Raw genomic sequence first — 17,451 nt, forward strand, 5'->3', positions numbered from 1 at the left:
TCTGAACAACATGAAGAGTAGCTGAATTTTAACCATTTTCTATAGACACTCCATTCCATCAGGAGGAAAATAAATATACCGTCTTACACTCCAAAAGAATAGAGATGATTGATAATGAGTAAAAAAGAGTTTAATATCCTTGCGATATCTGGAAGCCTGCGCAATCAATCCTCCAATACTCTTCTTTTGCAAGCGATGACGAAACTTGCACCATCTAACTTAGACTTTCAAGAGTATAAAAAATTGAATGCTCTTCCGCACTTCAACCCGGATCTTGATCTGGATGAAGGTCCTGACTCCGTCCAGCATTTAAGATCATTGCTGAACAGTTCAGACGGTGTTCTGATCTGCACACCAGAGTATGGAAACGGCATTCCTGGTGTTCTGAAAAATGCATTAGACTGGATTGTATCCTCCGGAGAATGGATGAATAAACCTACCGTTGTTATCGCGGCTTCTCCCAGCCCATTGGGCGGTAATCAAGCTTATGCATCGCTATTGTTAACATTAAAAATGATTAACGCTAATGTCATACATGATGCGTCTTTCACTATTCCTCATATTACCCTGAAAATGAATAAACAAGGAATAATCACCGACGCAGATACCCGGAACTCATTGTGAAATGCTCTCGTATGCTTAGAAGAAATCTGTGTATCTAAGAAAGAGCAACCTATTTGATGTATACAGGTTATTTGCATTAAAAACAAAAAACAGCCTGTAATTCATCAGGCTGTTTCATACTTACGCATATACTATAAGAAGGCTATTAACAAACAAATAAAAACCACCACCGAATAACATCAGTAGTGGTTCGTTGCTTGGCGGCGTCCTACTCTCCCAGGACCCTGCGGTCCAAGTACCATCGGCGCTAGAGGGCTTAACGGTCGTGTTCGGGATGGGTACGTGTGGAACCCCTCCGCTATCGCCACCAAACGAGCATTTGTAGTACAAATGCGTTCGCGTTCCATTCGGTCCGACACGGCTGTGTGGATGAATGGTTTAGCGCAAATTCAGAGATCATTCTCTGAAAACTAGATTCGAAACGAAATTTGCGATTTATCACTTGCCATTGGATAAGCCCTCGACCGATTAGTACTGGTCAGCTCCATGCATTGCTGCACTTCCACCCCCAGCCTATCTACCTCGTCGTCTTCAAGGGGTCTTACATACTGGGAAATCTCATCTTGAGGGGGGCTTCACGCTTAGATGCTTTCAGCGTTTATCCCTTCCGTACATAGCTACCCAGCGGTGCTCCTGGCGGAACAACTGGTACACCAGCGGTACGTCCATCCCGGTCCTCTCGTACTAAGGACAGCTCCTCTCAAATTTCCTACGCCCACGACAGATAGGGACCGAACTGTCTCACGACGTTCTGAACCCAGCTCGCGTACCGCTTTAATGGGCGAACAGCCCAACCCTTGGGACCTACTTCAGCCCCAGGATGCGATGAGCCGACATCGAGGTGCCAAACCTCCCCGTCGATGTGGACTCTTGGGGAGATAAGCCTGTTATCCCCAGGGTAGCTTTTATCCGTTGAGCGATGGCCCTTCCATGCGGTACCACCGGATCACTAAGCCCGACTTTCGTCCCTGCTCGACTTGTAGGTCTCGCAGTCAAGCTCCCTTATGCCTTTGCACTCTTCGAATGATTTCCAACCATTCTGAGGGAACCTTTGGGCGCCTCCGTTACTCTTTAGGAGGCGACCGCCCAGTCAAACTGCCCACCTGACACTGTCCCCGCACCGGATTACGGTACCAGGTTAGAACCTAGATACGATCAGGGTGGTATCCCAACGTTGCCTCCACACAAGCTGGCGCTCATGCTTCAAAGGCTCCCACCTATCCTGTACAGATCGTACCCAAATTCAATATCAAGCTGCAGTAAAGCTCCATGGGGTCTTTCCGTCTTGTCGCGGGTAACCTGCATCTTCACAGGTATTAAAATTTCACCGGATCTCTCGTTGAGACAGCGCCCAAGTCGTTACGCCATTCGTGCGGGTCAGAATTTACCTGACAAGGAATTTCGCTACCTTAGGACCGTTATAGTTACGGCCGCCGTTTACTGGGGCTTCGGTTCACAGCTTCGGATTGCTCCTAACCACTCCCCTTAACCTTCCAGCACCGGGCAGGCGTCAGCCCGTATACTTCGCCTTACGGCTTCGCACAGACCTGTGTTTTTGCTAAACAGTCGCTTGGGCCTTTTCACTGCGGCCCCTCGTGCTATTCACACTACCGGGGCACCCCTTCTCCCGAAGTTACGGGGTCATTTTGCCGAGTTCCTTAACGAGAGTTCTTCCGCGCGCCTTAGAATACTCTTCTCGCCTACCTGTGTCGGTTTGCGGTACGGGCACCATCACCTGGCTAGAGGCTTTTCTTGGCAGTGTGAGATCATGACCTTCGCTACTGTAATTTTCGCTCCCCATCACAGCTCAGCCTTAGTAATGTGCGGATTTGCCTACACATCAGCCTTACTGCTTAGACGGACATCCATCAGTCCGCGTCACTACCCTACTGCGTCCCCCATTGCTCATAACGGCTTACGGTGGTACAGGAATTTCGACCTGTTGTCCTTCGACTACGCCTTTCGGCCTCGCCTTAGGTCCCGACTTACCCTGAGCGGACGAGCCTTCCTCAGGAACCCTTAGGCTTTCGGCGGACAAGATTCTCACTTGTCTTTTCGTTACTCATACCGGCATTCTCACTTGTATAATGTCCAGCGCTCCTTACGGTACACCTTCAACCCTTATACAACGCTCCCCTACCCCTGATGCACTGCATCAAGCCATAGCTTCGGTGGCGTGTTTAGCCCCGTTACATTTTCGGCGCAGAGTCACTCGACCAGTGAGCTATTACGCACTCTTTCAATGGTGGCTGCTTCTAAGCCAACATCCTGGTTGTCTGTGCAACTCCACATCCTTTCCCACTTAACACACACTTGGGGACCTTAGCTGATGGTCTGGGCTGTTTCCCTTTTGACAATGGATCTTAGCACTCACTGTCTGACTCCCGGAAGTAAGTCTATGGCATTCGGAGTTTGACTGAGCTTGGTAACCCTTGCGGGCCCCGCACCCAATCAGTGCTCTACCTCCACGACTCTGTTTTCCGAGGCTAGCCCTAAAGCTATTTCGGGGAGAACCAGCTATCTCCGAGTTCGATTGGAATTTCTCCGCTACCCCCACCTCATCCCCGCATTTTTCAACATGCGTGGGTTCGGGCCTCCAGTGCGTGTTACCGCACCTTCACCCTGGACAGGGGTAGATCACCCGGTTTCGGGTCTACGTCCACGTACTATGTCGCCCTATTCAGACTCGCTTTCGCTGCGGCTCCGGCTCTTCACCTTAACCTTGCACGGGAACGTAACTCGCCGGTTCATTCTACAAAAGGCACGCCATCACCCTGTTGACGAACAAGTTCGCAACATAGGGCTCTGACTTTTTGTAAGCACACGGTTTCAGGTTCTATTTCACTCCCCTTCCGGGGTGCTTTTCACCTTTCCCTCACGGTACTGCTTCACTATCGGTCGCTAGGAAGTATTTAGCCTTGGCAGATGGTCCTGCCTGATTCATACGGGGTTTCACGTGCCCCGCACTACTCGGGATCCGTCTCGGAGGGAACAAACTTTCAACTACAGGGCTTTTACCTTCTTTGGCGGGCCTTTCCAGACCTCTTCGCTTAATCGGTTCCTTTGTAACTCCATGTGAGACGTCCCACAACCCCAAAGAGCAAGCTCTCTGGTTTGGGCTTCTCCGCGTTCGCTCGCCGCTACTGACGGAATCACTATTGTTTTCTCTTCCTCAGGGTACTTAGATGTTTCAGTTCCCCTGGTATGCCTCTGCATAACCTATGTATTCAGTTATGAGTAACTGGAAATTACCCCAGCTGGGTTTCCCCATTCGGACACCCCCGGATCAAAGCTTGCTTACAGCTCCCGAGGCAGTTTCGTTGTTCGCCACGTCCTTCATCGGCTCCTAGCGCCTAGGCATCCTCCGTGTGCTCTTAGTAGCTTAACCAAATTGTTCCGGTTTCGACGGCTCGCTTCCCTTGTTTTGCTTACGCAAAGCCAAAAGTCACTCCCATTCGATACCATCACAACAGCAATTATCTACCTTATAAACACTTCACTTGTTTACACAAGATCAGCTAGGATGATTGTTGATCGGTTACTTGAACCAAACAAACATTCATCCCTTAAAGGAATGTTCTAATTCGCAAAATTTCGTTTCGATATCTAGTTTTCAAAGAACAAGCTCCATGCAAAAGCAAGCTGTTTGAGAGTTTGAGCTCTCAAAACTGAGCAACGAGTGAGTTGCTTGTGCTTTCCATTTCATCCACACCGAAGTGACGAACCGAAATGAATCGCTGTGCAGGTTCTAAAGAACCTGCGTATTTGAATGTTTCCACTCGGGAAACGATTCTCCATAGAAAGGAGGTGATCCAGCCGCACCTTCCGATACGGCTACCTTGTTACGACTTCACCCCAATCATCTATCCCACCTTCGGCGGCTGGCTCCTTGCGGTTACCCCACCGACTTCGGGTGTTATAAACTCTCGTGGTGTGACGGGCGGTGTGTACAAGACCCGGGAACGTATTCACCGCGGCATGCTGATCCGCGATTACTAGCAATTCCGACTTCATGCAGGCGAGTTGCAGCCTGCAATCCGAACTGAGACCAGCTTTGTTGGGATTGGCTCCATCTCGCGATTTCGCAGCCCGTTGTACTGGCCATTGTAGTACGTGTGTAGCCCAGGTCATAAGGGCATGATGATTTGACGTCATCCCCACCTTCCTCCGGTTTGTCACCGGCAGTCTATCTAGAGTGCCCACCATGATGTGCTGGCAACTAAATATAAGGGTTGCGCTCGTTGCGGGACTTAACCCAACATCTCACGACACGAGCTGACGACAACCATGCACCACCTGTCTCCTCTGTCCCGAAGGAAAGATACATCTCTGCATCGATCAGAGGGATGTCAAGACCTGGTAAGGTTCTTCGCGTTGCTTCGAATTAAACCACATACTCCACTGCTTGTGCGGGTCCCCGTCAATTCCTTTGAGTTTCAGTCTTGCGACCGTACTCCCCAGGCGGAGTGCTTAATGTGTTAACTTCGGCACCAAGGGTATCGAAACCCCTAACACCTAGCACTCATCGTTTACGGCGTGGACTACCAGGGTATCTAATCCTGTTTGCTCCCCACGCTTTCGCGCCTCAGCGTCAGTTACAGCCCAGAGAGTCGCCTTCGCCACTGGTGTTCCTCCACATATCTACGCATTTCACCGCTACACGTGGAATTCCACTCTCCTCTTCTGCACTCAAGTCACCCAGTTTCCAGTGCGATCCGGGGTTGAGCCCCGGGATTAAACACCAGACTTAAATGACCGCCTGCGCGCGCTTTACGCCCAATAATTCCGGACAACGCTTGCCCCCTACGTATTACCGCGGCTGCTGGCACGTAGTTAGCCGGGGCTTTCTTCTCAGGTACCGTCACCTTGAGAGCAGTTACTCTCCCAAGCGTTCTTCCCTGGCAACAGAGCTTTACGATCCGAAAACCTTCATCACTCACGCGGCATTGCTCCGTCAGGCTTTCGCCCATTGCGGAAGATTCCCTACTGCTGCCTCCCGTAGGAGTCTGGGCCGTGTCTCAGTCCCAGTGTGGCCGATCACCCTCTCAGGTCGGCTACGCATCGTCGCCTTGGTGAGCCGTTACCTCACCAACTAGCTAATGCGCCGCAGGCCCATCCCCAAGTGACAGATTGCTCCGTCTTTCCAGTTCTCTTCAGGTGAAGAAAACAACTATTCGGTATTAGCTACCGTTTCCGGTAGTTGTCCCAAACTTGAGGGCAGGTTGCCTACGTGTTACTCACCCGTCCGCCGCTAAGTATCAAGGAAGCAAGCTTCCTATCAACTCCGCTCGACTTGCATGTATTAGGCATGCCGCCAGCGTTCGTCCTGAGCCAGGATCAAACTCTCCAATAAAAGATGAATTTCAGTAGCGTGGTTAGACGCTATAAAAATCATCTCAAGTATTTGAAAAGAGCGATATGCTCATTTTGAATCTGACGAGATTAAAAATCTCATTTGTGCTCCAGTCGATTCAAGCCAAGGCTTGTCTCAAACTTTCGCGTTCATTCTGCAAGCAGAATGTTTACTCACTCGTTGTTCAGTTTTCAAAGATCAAACTTATTTCGTTACCGAATGTCGTTCTCTTCAGCAACTTTTATATCATATCACATCCGAACCAACGTTGCAAGCTCTTTTTTTAAGTTTCTTTCGAAGCTTATTTCACTCGCTTGCCGCACCGTGTATCTTGTGTTTTTTTGGCCGGAAATAGAATATACCATGTACAGTCTAGGAACGCAAGTCTTTTTCTTTAAAACATTAATGCATATAAAATAAGTATCCTATCGCCCTTTAATAAGCACTTCTTTAATAGTCGGCCAAATGATACATTTGCATACAACCTTTAATGAATCCAAATAATCAACAGACTAGCGCAAAGGCTTCCCGTAGGATTCCAATCTGATTATGGAGTACACTCCTGTTGTACACATAATTAGTTTGCAGATTACATTCAGATCATGATAAGACTCACTTTATCATCCGCCTTTGTTGAATGAGAGAACAAGATCCCCCTCCATATTTAGATAACTATTAACCGATGATTTAAGCGATCAATATACCACCAAATCTTAACTCGTTATACTCATTCCTTCTATATAGAAGGAAAACATTTAGAAATTCATTTTACCCAAGAAAATGTTTATAGAAAAAAGCGAAAGCACCGGGTTTACATCCAGGCGCTTCCGCTTCTTTCATATAGAAGTAACTTACTTATCATAGATAATCCTTCATAACTACTAACGTAGGCTACTCTCCACCCATAAAGACATATCGGCAGATTACAATGATAGCCAATATCCACATGAGCCAGTGAATCTTCACTTTGCGTTCTGTAACTAAGTTACTGAACACCGCCAGAATCACATAAGACACGATACCTGCAGAGATTCCGTTCGCAATTCCGCCTGTGAAAGGCATCAGTACAATCGTAAGGAACGCCGGGAAAGCTTGAAGGAAATCATCCCAGTCGATGCTTCGCACTTGACTCATCATAAGCACACCCACGATGATCAATGCCGGAGCAGTGGCAGCGGATGGAACAACCAGCGCAAGCGGCGCGATAAACAGGGCCAAAATGAACAGCAAACCTGTCGTTACGGAGGTCAGTCCTGTACGTCCACCTGCCTCAACGCCTGAAGCACTTTCAACATATGCAGTAATGGTACTTGTACCCAGTGCAGCACCTGCGCTGACACCAACTGCATCGACAAGCATTGCTTTACCGATAATTTTCTCGCCTTTTTTCTTATCCTTCATAATGCCCATGCGTGTTGCAGTACCTACCATCGTGCCGAACGTGTCGAACAATTCAACGAAGGTAAAGATGAAAATGATCTCAAACAATCCCAGACTAATGGCACCTTTCAAATCCAACTGTCCAACGGCCAGATCACTGAAGTTAGGCAACCAGCTTGCACCCGAAAGACCACTCAGATTCGTAACTCCCATTGGAATACCAATCAGCGTTGTTGCCACAATCCCGATCAGTAGAGCCCCTTTGACACGCATAACCATCAGTACAGCAATAAGGAGCAAACCAATCAGGGCCAGTAAGGCATCATGATGGGTTACAAAATTACCTAATGACAGATTGAAGCTACTACCTGGAATCGGTTGACTCAGATCTGCATCTGGTGCAACATTCACTGTTACAGCCACGAGATTAGCCAATTTGAAACCGATAATGGTAATAAAGAGACCAATCCCGACCGTAATCGCCATTTTGATCGACTCTGGAACTGCAACAAGCAGCATTTGTCGAACTTTGGTCACGGTCAAAATAATGAAGACGATACCGGAAAGGAACACGGCTCCGAGAGCAGCCTGCCAGGTAATCGCACCATTCGAGCTCAGAACCACCGTCATGAAGTACGCATTCAACCCCATGCCTGGTGCGAGTGCAATCGGAATATTCACGAACAATCCCATAATAATCGTCATTAATCCGGCGCCGACGGCTGTTGCAAAAAACACTGCATTATCCGACATTCCCGCCCCGGCTTGTCCCAAGAACAACGTATTTACGAAAAGAATGTAAGCCATTGTCATAAAGGTAGTAAGACCCGCAACAATCTCCGTTCTAACGTTTGTTCCATTTTCTTTGAGTTTAAAGAAACGATCCATAATTCACTAACTCCTCCTTAGAGATGTTGAAGCCATATTGAAAAACGACAAAAGACCCTGAAGTTAAATGTTTCACCCAGGGTTCTGCTAATGAGGAGTGGCACTGTGCCAATTGATTGAGAACAAAAAAAATTCTAATGTGCGTGTTGTAGGACGCAATCATGTAGAATTCATGTGCTCAGCCTTCTCCTCTTCGTAGCCAGATCATTAGGGTGATCTCGTAGAGACTCCCGGGCCAATCCCCGGGATTATACGAATTAGTATGCGCTATTTGTGTGTTTCCCATCACTATTTTAGGAGAGGAGTTCCCCTTTTGTCAATGAGAAAAACGAATGTTAAATCCTCTTTCCATGAATATCGTTCGTATTATTTAACAGATCAAACCAGTTCAGCGATTTACAATCCTTTTTAATACGTTATTCTCAGCGGATTTCAAAGGAATATGTTCATTCTGTCAGATTGGGCTTTCAGCAAAATAAACATGAAAAAGCTACCCTGATCAAAGGGCTAGAAGCGCTCTGATCAGGGTAGCCTATGTGTCTGATGCGTTATAGCAATCAGGAGAGTGATGATGATCTACGAATAATGATGTCTGATATTCCAAAGCATATAATCATTAAGTATAAGGAGCAACTTACGACATGTTCCAGGTCTATTTTTACCGGATCAGTCCTATGTTCATCATATCTCTGTCTGCGAGACATTCTGTAATTTGGATTGTTCCTGATCGGTGTTCGTTGTTACGTTAGAGGATAATTCCTGGTTTCTCGTCTGGTCGGAAGACGCATCCGCTGCCTCTAAGTTCACAAATGAAAAATCTCCTGCACCGGAAGCCAGGTCCTGCATACCCGAACCGCATCCTGCCAGCATCACCATCAGAAATGCACTTCCAATACCCATCTTCCATTTGCTCATATAGTCGGTTTTACGCATACATTCAATCTCCCTTCAGTGGCCATATCGCTCTTCATATAACTTAGTGTACAGGCCTTACCTGAAAGGATCATGAAATGAATCTAAAAATGGGATAAAATTATAGAGTGATACCTATTCATTCTCTTCTTTGCTCGAATGATAAATCAGAACTACTCCCCGTATAAATTAAACGAAACGGTGCAATAAACCACAATAAATTCACATAAAATAAGCTGTATTTAAAAGAAGTTATATCATTAAAAAACTCCCTTCTATTTGCGTTAAAACGCAGATAAAAGAGAGCGCTTATTACAATCTGTTGTTACAGGGTATACCCTATTCCCACTCGATCGTTGCAGGTGGTTTGGACGTTACGTCATACACAATACGGTTTACGTTATCGACTTCGTTAACGATCCGCACGGAGATTTTCTCAAGAACGTCCCAAGGGATACGTGCCCAGTCCGCAGTCATGCCATCGATGGATGTTACGGCACGGATACCTACAGTATAGGAATACGTACGCGCATCACCCATAACGCCAACACTCTTCATGTTCGGCAGGGCTGTGAAGTACTGCCAGATTTCGCGGTCGAGACCGGCTTTGGCAATCTCTTCACGCAGGATGTAATCAGAATCACGAACAATTTTGAGCTTCTCCTCCGTCACTTCGCCAAGTACACGGATCGCCAGACCCGGACCTGGGAAAGGCTGACGCCATACGATGGCTTCAGGCAGACCGCACTCTTCGCCGACTTTACGCACTTCGTCCTTGAACAAGGCACTCAGTGGTTCAATCAATTTGAAGTTCATATCTTCAGGCAAGCCGCCCACGTTGTGGTGGGATTTGATCGTCTGTGCAGTCGCTGTACCACTTTCCACGATGTCTGTGTAAAGTGTACCTTGCGCCAGGAATTTGAAATCATCGAATTGCTTGGATTCTTCATCAAATACGTAAATAAACTCGTTACCGATAATTTTACGTTTTTGTTCCGGATCATCTACGCCTACCAGTTTGGACAGGAAGCGCTCCTGTGCATCGATTTTGACTACTTTCATGTCGAATTTGCCGACAAATGTCTCCATTACGCTTTCTGCTTCGCCTTTGCGTAACAGACCATGGTCGATAAACATACATGTCAGTTGGTCACCGATCGCTCTGTGAAGCAGTGCAGCCACAACAGAAGAATCCACGCCACCGCTCAGTGCGCACAGCACCTTACCGTCGCCCACTTTTTCACGAATATCCTTGATCGTATCTTCAATAAACGTCTCCATCGTCCAGTTGCCTTCGCAACCGCAGATTTCGAACAGGAAGTTACGAATCATGTCGTTACCACGAACGGAGTGACGTACTTCCGGGTGGAACTGAACAGCATACAATTTGCGCTCGTCGTTACTCATTGCAGCGATTGGCGCACTTTCCGTGCCTGCATCCAGTTTGAAACCCGGAGGAAGGGTAACCACGTGGTCACCATGACTCATCCATACCGTGTGCTCACCATCGATACCTTGTGCGAGTGCAGCGCCTGCTGCGAACGCGATATCGGCTTTACCATATTCACGCTTCTCGGAACGTTCTACTTTACCCTCAAGCTGTTGGGCCATAAGCTGCATGCCGTAACAGATGCCGAAGATCGGAAGTCCAAGATCATAGACAGCCGGGTCTACATGTGGTGCATTTTCAGCATACACGCTGGATGGTCCACCGGAGAAAATGATTCCTCGTGGTGACATTTCTGCGATTTTCTCTGCTGGTGTGTTATACGGCAAAAGCTCGCTGTATACGCCGAGATCCCGAATTCTTCTGGCGATTAATTGGTTGTATTGGCCCCCAAAGTCAAGGACAACCACAATTTCATTTGGCTTATTCATTACCGTGCCTCCCTCAATTCAATGAAGCTAATTATACGCAACGACAAAACATACCGTCAAGGAAAGGCTAAACTCCTTTTTTCGAGCACCTCATGAGCTGATATAACATCAAACGACAAAATATGACTTTGATCCAAGCATGTCCACCAAATTGCACTTTTGTTCAAAGTAAAGAAACATTTTCTCTTCATAGATCCTCATGTACATTGTTGAAAAATCTCCGCCGCACGGCGCGCTTGTCATCATGGAAAAAACCTCGTTCACCACAGTGGCAAGAGAGGCGTCCATACCCTTGGCGGTACATGTCGCGCCTCTGCTGCGTTTATCGCCTTGGTGATCGCCGGGCCAGACGAAGTGCCCGGCGCAGGAAGTCCAGACTGTCCACGCGCAGTGGACGGTCTTGCCCGTACAGCAGCCGTTCCCAGTCGGCTGCAAATCGCGCGATGTCCGCGCAGTCGGCGCTTGCGGCCACGGCGGGCGACGCTGCGTATTCCCGCAGCGTCATGCCCGGCGGCCGTGGGCCGTACTGCCGCGCAAGCGCGAACCAGACCGGAGCGGCGGCGCGCAGCAGCCGCTCACGGTCTGGAAAGCTGCTGCGTGGCCATGCCAGCAGCAGCTCCAGCCGCAGCGCGGGGCGAAGCCGCCGCATGCGGAACAGAGCAGCGGCGCACAGCAGTGCCGCTGCCGCAAGTGCCGTCGCGGTGAGCCAGGGCACCGCGACAAATGCACGGGCGCGAGCCAGCAGCCAAGCGCCTGCCTGTGCCATCACACCCACAGATGAGGGCTGCGCCCCTGCATCTGACAACAAATCTGCCCCCGCGGCGTCAACGCTCACGCCTTGCGGTAGAGCAAAACCAGGTGTCGCCTCAAACGGCATCCAGCCTGCACTTGGGAAATACACTTCCACCCAGGAGTGTGCGTCTCCCTGGGTAACAATGTACTGCCCGCTGACCTCAGGATCAGCTTGTCCAGTACCAAAACCCTTCACCCAACGGGCCGGGATGCCTTCTGCACGTAGCAGCACAACCATCGCTGTGGAAAAATGATTACAGTATCCTTTGCCAGTTACAAACAGAAAATCATCTACAAAATCAGTCCCCAGCGGCGGCATACGCGTATCCAGCGAATATTCGGCATGGTCAATCAGATAGGTCTGAACCGCATGAACAGCATCATAACGTGTCTTACTTCCTTCGGTAATGTCACCCGCTAGAGAGCGAACTCGTTCAGGAAGTGAATCCGGAAGCTGCAGATCGGTTCTGCGAATCTTGGCCGGGTCCTTACGCGTTCCCTTTGATTCCAGAAGTCGTAACTGTTCTGGCGTTGCGGTGGGAATCATGACATCTGCTGAATACTGTTTAACAGGTTCACGACGACCGGAGCCTGCCAGCCATAGCGTTGCCGAGTCTGCATTCGAGAGCAGGGACAGCATGTTTCTCTCATTGGTGCTATTGTTATCCTGGAACGATACGTTGACCGGTATACCGCCCGTAAAGAGTGGGTTTGGTCCTTTCCACTCTCGCTGCATCGTGACCGTTTGGCGAATCCGACTCCAATAGGTTGGGTTCTCCCATCCATCGGTGCGCAGCAATCCGGACGGACTGGCCGTTTCGAAGCTTTGAGCAGGATCACTCCATGTACTGCCGTTATAATATGAGCGAGTCTCCCCGCGCCAATACGTAACTTTTGGACTTTTTGCTATGAAAAAGACAGCATCTCCCTGGATTAAGGGTGCCCCCATCGGTGCATCAGCAGTACTATATCCTGTTACAGAAGCCGAAGCCGGAATACTGCCTCCTGAAGTATAACCCGCCCAATGTGCCAGTCGTTCACCAACCTTTTCCAGCGATATGCGATCCGGTGGAGGAATGGCATTGAAATGACCTGGCACTCCAGAGAAACCTACCATGGCCACTGCTGCAAATACAGCCACCATGCTCCAGCGTCCATAGGGGTTCAGGTTATAACGGGGTGTGGTCACCCCTCCAGATAGACGAAGAAGATGCAACAAGGCTTGAATAAGCAATATCCAGAGTACCGACCGAACGATTGAAGCGTATACATCCAGTCCGGCAAAAGATTCCAATAACATCAAATAGACCAGTGTTGCCCCTCCAAACAGCATGATACTCACACGATGAAGAACGAGAGACTGGACCGAAGCCATCAACATCCCCCAGCCACACATCATGCACAATCCCCTGGATTCTGTACTTATACTATAGAGACGTCCACTTTCCATAAAAGCGTTCAGATCTGTCCGCAGTTTTTCAGGATACGCCATGGCCCATCCGAGAGGATCATCACCACCGTACATCAGACATACCGCAATCAGAACCATACCTAATCGGATCAGGGAACCTGTAATCCAGCCTGTATGGAACAAGCCAGTCACCAACAGTGCTCCGGTCAAGCCGGCCATTACCAACAGGAAGCGCTCACTACCGTATTGACCCGAGGATGTGACAGGGTATATCCATTCCATGGACATAAGGAGCAACAGACTGCAAATGAAGATTCTATAACGAGTGGGCTCTACTTCATTGTGTTTCTTGGAAGAATCCAGACTGTGGAGTAGAACACCGTCTCCATTCTTTACGGCGGATTCGGACTGCCGGTTCGGCTTATGCTCCCACATCCGTAACCACCACCTTTCCTAAAGGAGGCAGGCTGCGAGATGCAACGGGCCTAACATTCACCCCGCTGCGGTACAACTGTTCCAACCAGGCTGAGGATTGGGATTGTGTAGCATGCGCCCCCGAAGTTCTCGGGTACCTTTTGCCATCTGTATGATGAGCCAAATCCATGGATTGTTGTCTGTCCGTATTTGAGTTGAATTCAGATAATACAGCTAATTCTGTTAACTGAACCTCAACGGTATGTCCCAGACTTGCCGCATACAGTATCCATTCATGCAGGTCAGCATCCATTCGCCCACTGAGAACCACGATGCGTGATCCTGACGGCATATATTCCAATCTTGTCGTTTCCATCAGCGAGGGGCTGTCCGATGAGACAGGAGCAATCTGCGCTTCAGCTAATTGATCCAGAGAAAGATTCCTATGATCAGACTGAATGCTATAACGGATTGGCTGCTCCTGATCTCCTACATGTGCGTCTCCGCTACCCATCCACAGATGATATGGCATGTCTTCCAGCGCAGCTCGCTGAATCCACCGTGCTGCCATGCTGACGACTCGCTCAAAAGCAGGATGATCGCTTGAGCCATTCCAGGGTTGCTCATATCCGCTCTGGCCTTCGTAGACCAGAATACCAAGCGAGGGAGAATCCATCATTTCAGGCAGAAATGTCTGCAGTCTGCCGGTCTTGGCTGTGCTTTTCCAATGAATTCGTCCTAGCGGATCACCATGCTGATACTCTCGGAATTCAGGACTTCGCTTCCCATGCGAATTTCTCCGTTCAGACATCAGACCTTCCCCTGTTGCTCCAAATACGTTCGAATCATTCTCTCCATACCCCGTAACAGAGGGAACAACAATCAGAGGTGTATCACCGACCGTTTCCACAGATAGTGTATTCCACCCGAAGATGTCTCCCCAGTACAATCTGCCTTTTCCCCATTCATACACACCTCTTCTCAGACCAGACAACTGATATTGATAGGTGAATTGTCTGCGCATCCCTGGAAAAAAACACTTTCGATGCACCCCTGCAGGTGTATTCTCGCACAGAACGATCCAGAGCAGCGGAATGTGACTTTCGAATTCCAGCTCTACCCGAACATGAGCCTCTTCACCAGACATCATCCGTTCCGAATGCATATGCCTGCGAATATGAATGTTACGCGGACCACATATCTGTATGATCCAACCACTAGCCCCGATAAGAAGTGTCACAACGAATAGAAACAGTGCTGTTTTGCCTCCATGCCATACAAATAGAGAAGCGAAAGCCACGCTCAGGGCGATATTTAACAGACGTTGGACAAACGTACTCATTGCCTCCGTCCCCTTCCCTGTGCTGCCAGCTGTACCGGGATAGGAACAGAGGAGAGTACCTCGTGTATTACCTGTTCCTGTGACCATGAAGCATCGGCCCTATTCTGGGATTTGAGCTGAATCCGATGAGGGAGCACAGGTCCAGCCATCTCTTTCACATCATCCGGAATAACATAGCTACGCCCTTGAAGATAGGCATAAGCTTGCGTGGCAACCATCCAAGCAAGCGTACCCCGGGGACTAATCCCTAATCTCACGGAAGGATGGTTCCGTGTAGCGACAGCAACGGAGACGAGATATTGTTTGACGACTGCATCCACATGTACTTGTCTGACCGCCCGCTGCATAGCCGCTACTTCTTCGGCGAGCATGACCGGGTGGCATGCCTCCAACGAATCCCTGCTTTGCATTCGGGTAAGCAATTCTACTTCCTGCTCGGGTTCGGGATATCCCAGTCCGATCTTAATCATGAAACGATCAAGCTGCGCTTCAGGCAAACGATATGTGCCTTCAAACTGCAACGGATTCTGTGTAGCCAGCAAAAAGAACGGACGTGGCAACGTATACGTTGTGCCATCAACTGTAATCCGCCGTTCCTCCATCGCTTCTAATAGAGCAGACTGGGTTCGGGGCGAAGCACGATTAATCTCATCAGCGAGCACGATATTGGACATGATTGGTCCAGGTCGAAATGTGAACTCTCCCGTGGATGGATGAAATATCGAAGTGCCCGTCACATCTGCTGGCATCACATCCGGCGTAAACTGGATTCGGCCCATGGAGCAATTCAGCGAAGAGGAAATGGCGCGAACCAGCATCGTTTTTCCCGTACCAGGGACATCCTCCAGAAGGGTATGACCACCGCCAAGCATTGACGTAAGCACATACTGAATCTCTTTTTTCTTGCCAATAATGACGCTCTCGACTCGCTTAATCAGCCTGTTTAACAACTCAACCGCGTGCTCATGTTCGATTCGGATATTAGACATTTCACTCGTTCTCCTTCCATTTATCGGCATTCCAGAGTCATAGTAATCTATGATTCAGTGTTGCCCGGAAGTAGAGAGATTAGTCCTGATTCACACGGATTTCTGCAGAAAAATGATCTTAGATATAACAGAACCACGTTCCAGTCACTGTGCCCCCAGTATGTTTCACCAAAGGCATGTTCGCCTTGACCGTCCATTCTGCTTCACTCGATGTCATGGAATCTATACTCAGCCCCATCTCCCTAAGAAGCTCCCTGAGTGGAACCCAGGTCGTTCCCCTTGACTGCGCACCTTGCCTGTCACGGTATCGCTGGATTGTCCTGGATGCCCAGAAGTTAATTGTCCACTAGCACTGTTGGCGTAAATGGTTCGATCTTTCCATACAACTGTTGCCGTTCTTGATTCTGCGTCCCAACGCGCGTTGCTCCCGAATTTCTTCATAAAGGTTCGCAGAGGAACCATAATCTGCTGGTCCTCCACCCGGAATTCTCCCGGTCGCAAAGTCGCTGCAATCAATCCGATTTCTACCTTTAACTCCTTACCTGCCAACCATAACTGGTTGTTGGGCTCTACTTGTTCGGCAATCCAGGCCTTTCCCGGATCTTTACGAGAATGGTATGCCTTATCAGGGTTTACCCGGAATTGAACAGGCTGATCGGAACCTTTCATCACCTCGAATTGGTATCCATGGTCCCGATAATACCGAATAATATCGGGTAGGGCCTTTACTGTTTCAGCATGTGCTCCCCCGTCATGCATGAGCACAATAAACGATTTTGCTCCAGTTGGTACTTTGGTGGCATTACGCAGAATTTCTTTGGCTGGAACGCCTTTTCGTTTGGAATCTCCACTGTCCACATTCCAATCCATGACGGTGTAACCACCTTGCTTCAGCAGATCAAAATAGCTCTGATCAAAATGCCCGTAGCTGCCTCCTGGTGCCCTTACCAGATTGGGCCGGAATCCAGTAATACGGTTGATAATCTCCTCTGTCTGTTTGATCTGTTTCCAGAACACTTTAAAATCACGATATAACTGCTTATAGTCATGATTAAATGTATGATTTCCCAAAGCGTGTCCATCTTCCACCAATGTGCGAATGAGCTCAGGATAGCGCTCGGCCTGTTCTCCCAACACAAAAAAGGTAGCTGGAACCTGCTCTTTACGCAAAATATCCAATACTTCACGAGTATGTTTTCCAGGGCCATCGTCGAAACTCAGATATACGATCTTGTCCTGATTGTTTTTCTCTTTGGAAATGGCTACAGTAGAACCTGAAGCATACGCACTTTCATGTATATTCGCAAAAGCAACAATAACACCCAGGGTTATGACAACCCGGAGCAGGAATCTGATCCATTGGGGAGATACACGGTTATATTTTCGAGCTGCATTCGTTAACTTATTCTCTGGTTCAACCATTCTCGATTCTGTTGTCTGCACCATATACGAATCATCCTCCAACGTT

8 protein-coding genes, 3 rRNA genes and 1 riboswitch are annotated in these 17,451 nt (G+C 48.7%); of the genes, 1 reads left to right on the forward strand and 10 read right to left on the reverse strand.

The features are described from left to right. The first annotated feature begins 114 nt into the window (after positions 1 to 114). A complete protein-coding gene (locus tag C0Q44_RS01735) occupies positions 115 to 624 on the forward strand; it encodes an NADPH-dependent FMN reductase (RefSeq protein WP_374955063.1) in 510 nt (169 codons plus the stop codon). Between the two features lie 195 nt (positions 625 to 819). Here C0Q44_RS01735 and rrf read toward each other — a convergent pair. From rrf to C0Q44_RS01785, 10 genes are all read right to left on the reverse strand, one after another. Then, positions 820 to 936, reverse strand: a 5S ribosomal RNA gene (gene rrf, locus C0Q44_RS01740). A 136-nt stretch (positions 937 to 1,072) separates the two neighbouring features. After that, a 23S ribosomal RNA gene (locus tag C0Q44_RS01745) occupies positions 1,073 to 4,012 on the reverse strand. 412 nt (positions 4,013 to 4,424) lie between these two features. Continuing rightward, a 16S ribosomal RNA gene (locus C0Q44_RS01750) occupies positions 4,425 to 5,977 on the reverse strand. Together the 16S, 23S and 5S rRNA genes form the textbook arrangement of a ribosomal RNA operon. Positions 5,978 to 6,868: 891 nt before the next feature. Further along, positions 6,869 to 8,245, reverse strand: a complete 1,377-nt coding sequence (locus tag C0Q44_RS01755; protein ID WP_105405788.1) for an NCS2 family permease — start codon at positions 8,243 to 8,245, stop codon at positions 6,869 to 6,871. A gap of 176 nt (positions 8,246 to 8,421) precedes the next feature. Then, a riboswitch (purine riboswitch) is annotated at positions 8,422 to 8,521 on the reverse strand. A gap of 405 nt (positions 8,522 to 8,926) precedes the next feature. After that, on the reverse strand, positions 8,927 to 9,160 hold the full coding sequence (locus tag C0Q44_RS01760) for a hypothetical protein (RefSeq protein WP_181150814.1): 234 nt from the start codon (positions 9,158 to 9,160) through the stop codon (positions 8,927 to 8,929). Positions 9,161 to 9,496: 336 nt separating this feature from the next. Continuing rightward, positions 9,497 to 11,035: a glutamine-hydrolyzing GMP synthase gene (gene guaA / locus C0Q44_RS01765; protein ID WP_105405790.1), complete on the reverse strand. Its 1,539-nt coding sequence runs from the start codon at positions 11,033 to 11,035 to the stop codon at positions 9,497 to 9,499. 322 nt (positions 11,036 to 11,357) lie between these two features. Then, positions 11,358 to 13,673, reverse strand: coding sequence for a DUF4129 domain-containing transglutaminase family protein (locus tag C0Q44_RS01770; protein WP_105405791.1), 2,316 nt, complete (start codon positions 13,671 to 13,673; stop codon positions 11,358 to 11,360). Beyond that, a complete protein-coding gene (locus tag C0Q44_RS01775) occupies positions 13,660 to 14,994 on the reverse strand; it encodes a DUF58 domain-containing protein (protein ID WP_181150815.1) in 1,335 nt (444 codons plus the stop codon). The genes C0Q44_RS01770 and C0Q44_RS01775 overlap by 14 nt, the downstream gene beginning before the upstream one ends. Further along, a complete protein-coding gene (locus C0Q44_RS01780) occupies positions 14,991 to 15,983 on the reverse strand; it encodes an AAA family ATPase (protein WP_105405793.1) in 993 nt (330 codons plus the stop codon). The genes C0Q44_RS01775 and C0Q44_RS01780 overlap by 4 nt, the downstream gene beginning before the upstream one ends. A gap of 228 nt (positions 15,984 to 16,211) precedes the next feature. Next, on the reverse strand, positions 16,212 to 17,429 hold the full coding sequence (locus C0Q44_RS01785) for a polysaccharide deacetylase family protein (protein ID WP_258166122.1): 1,218 nt from the start codon (positions 17,427 to 17,429) through the stop codon (positions 16,212 to 16,214). Positions 17,430 to 17,451: the final 22 nt, after the last annotated feature.

The organism is Paenibacillus sp. PCH8, assembly GCF_002968835.1.
Classification (GTDB): domain Bacteria; phylum Bacillota; class Bacilli; order Paenibacillales; family Paenibacillaceae; genus Paenibacillus.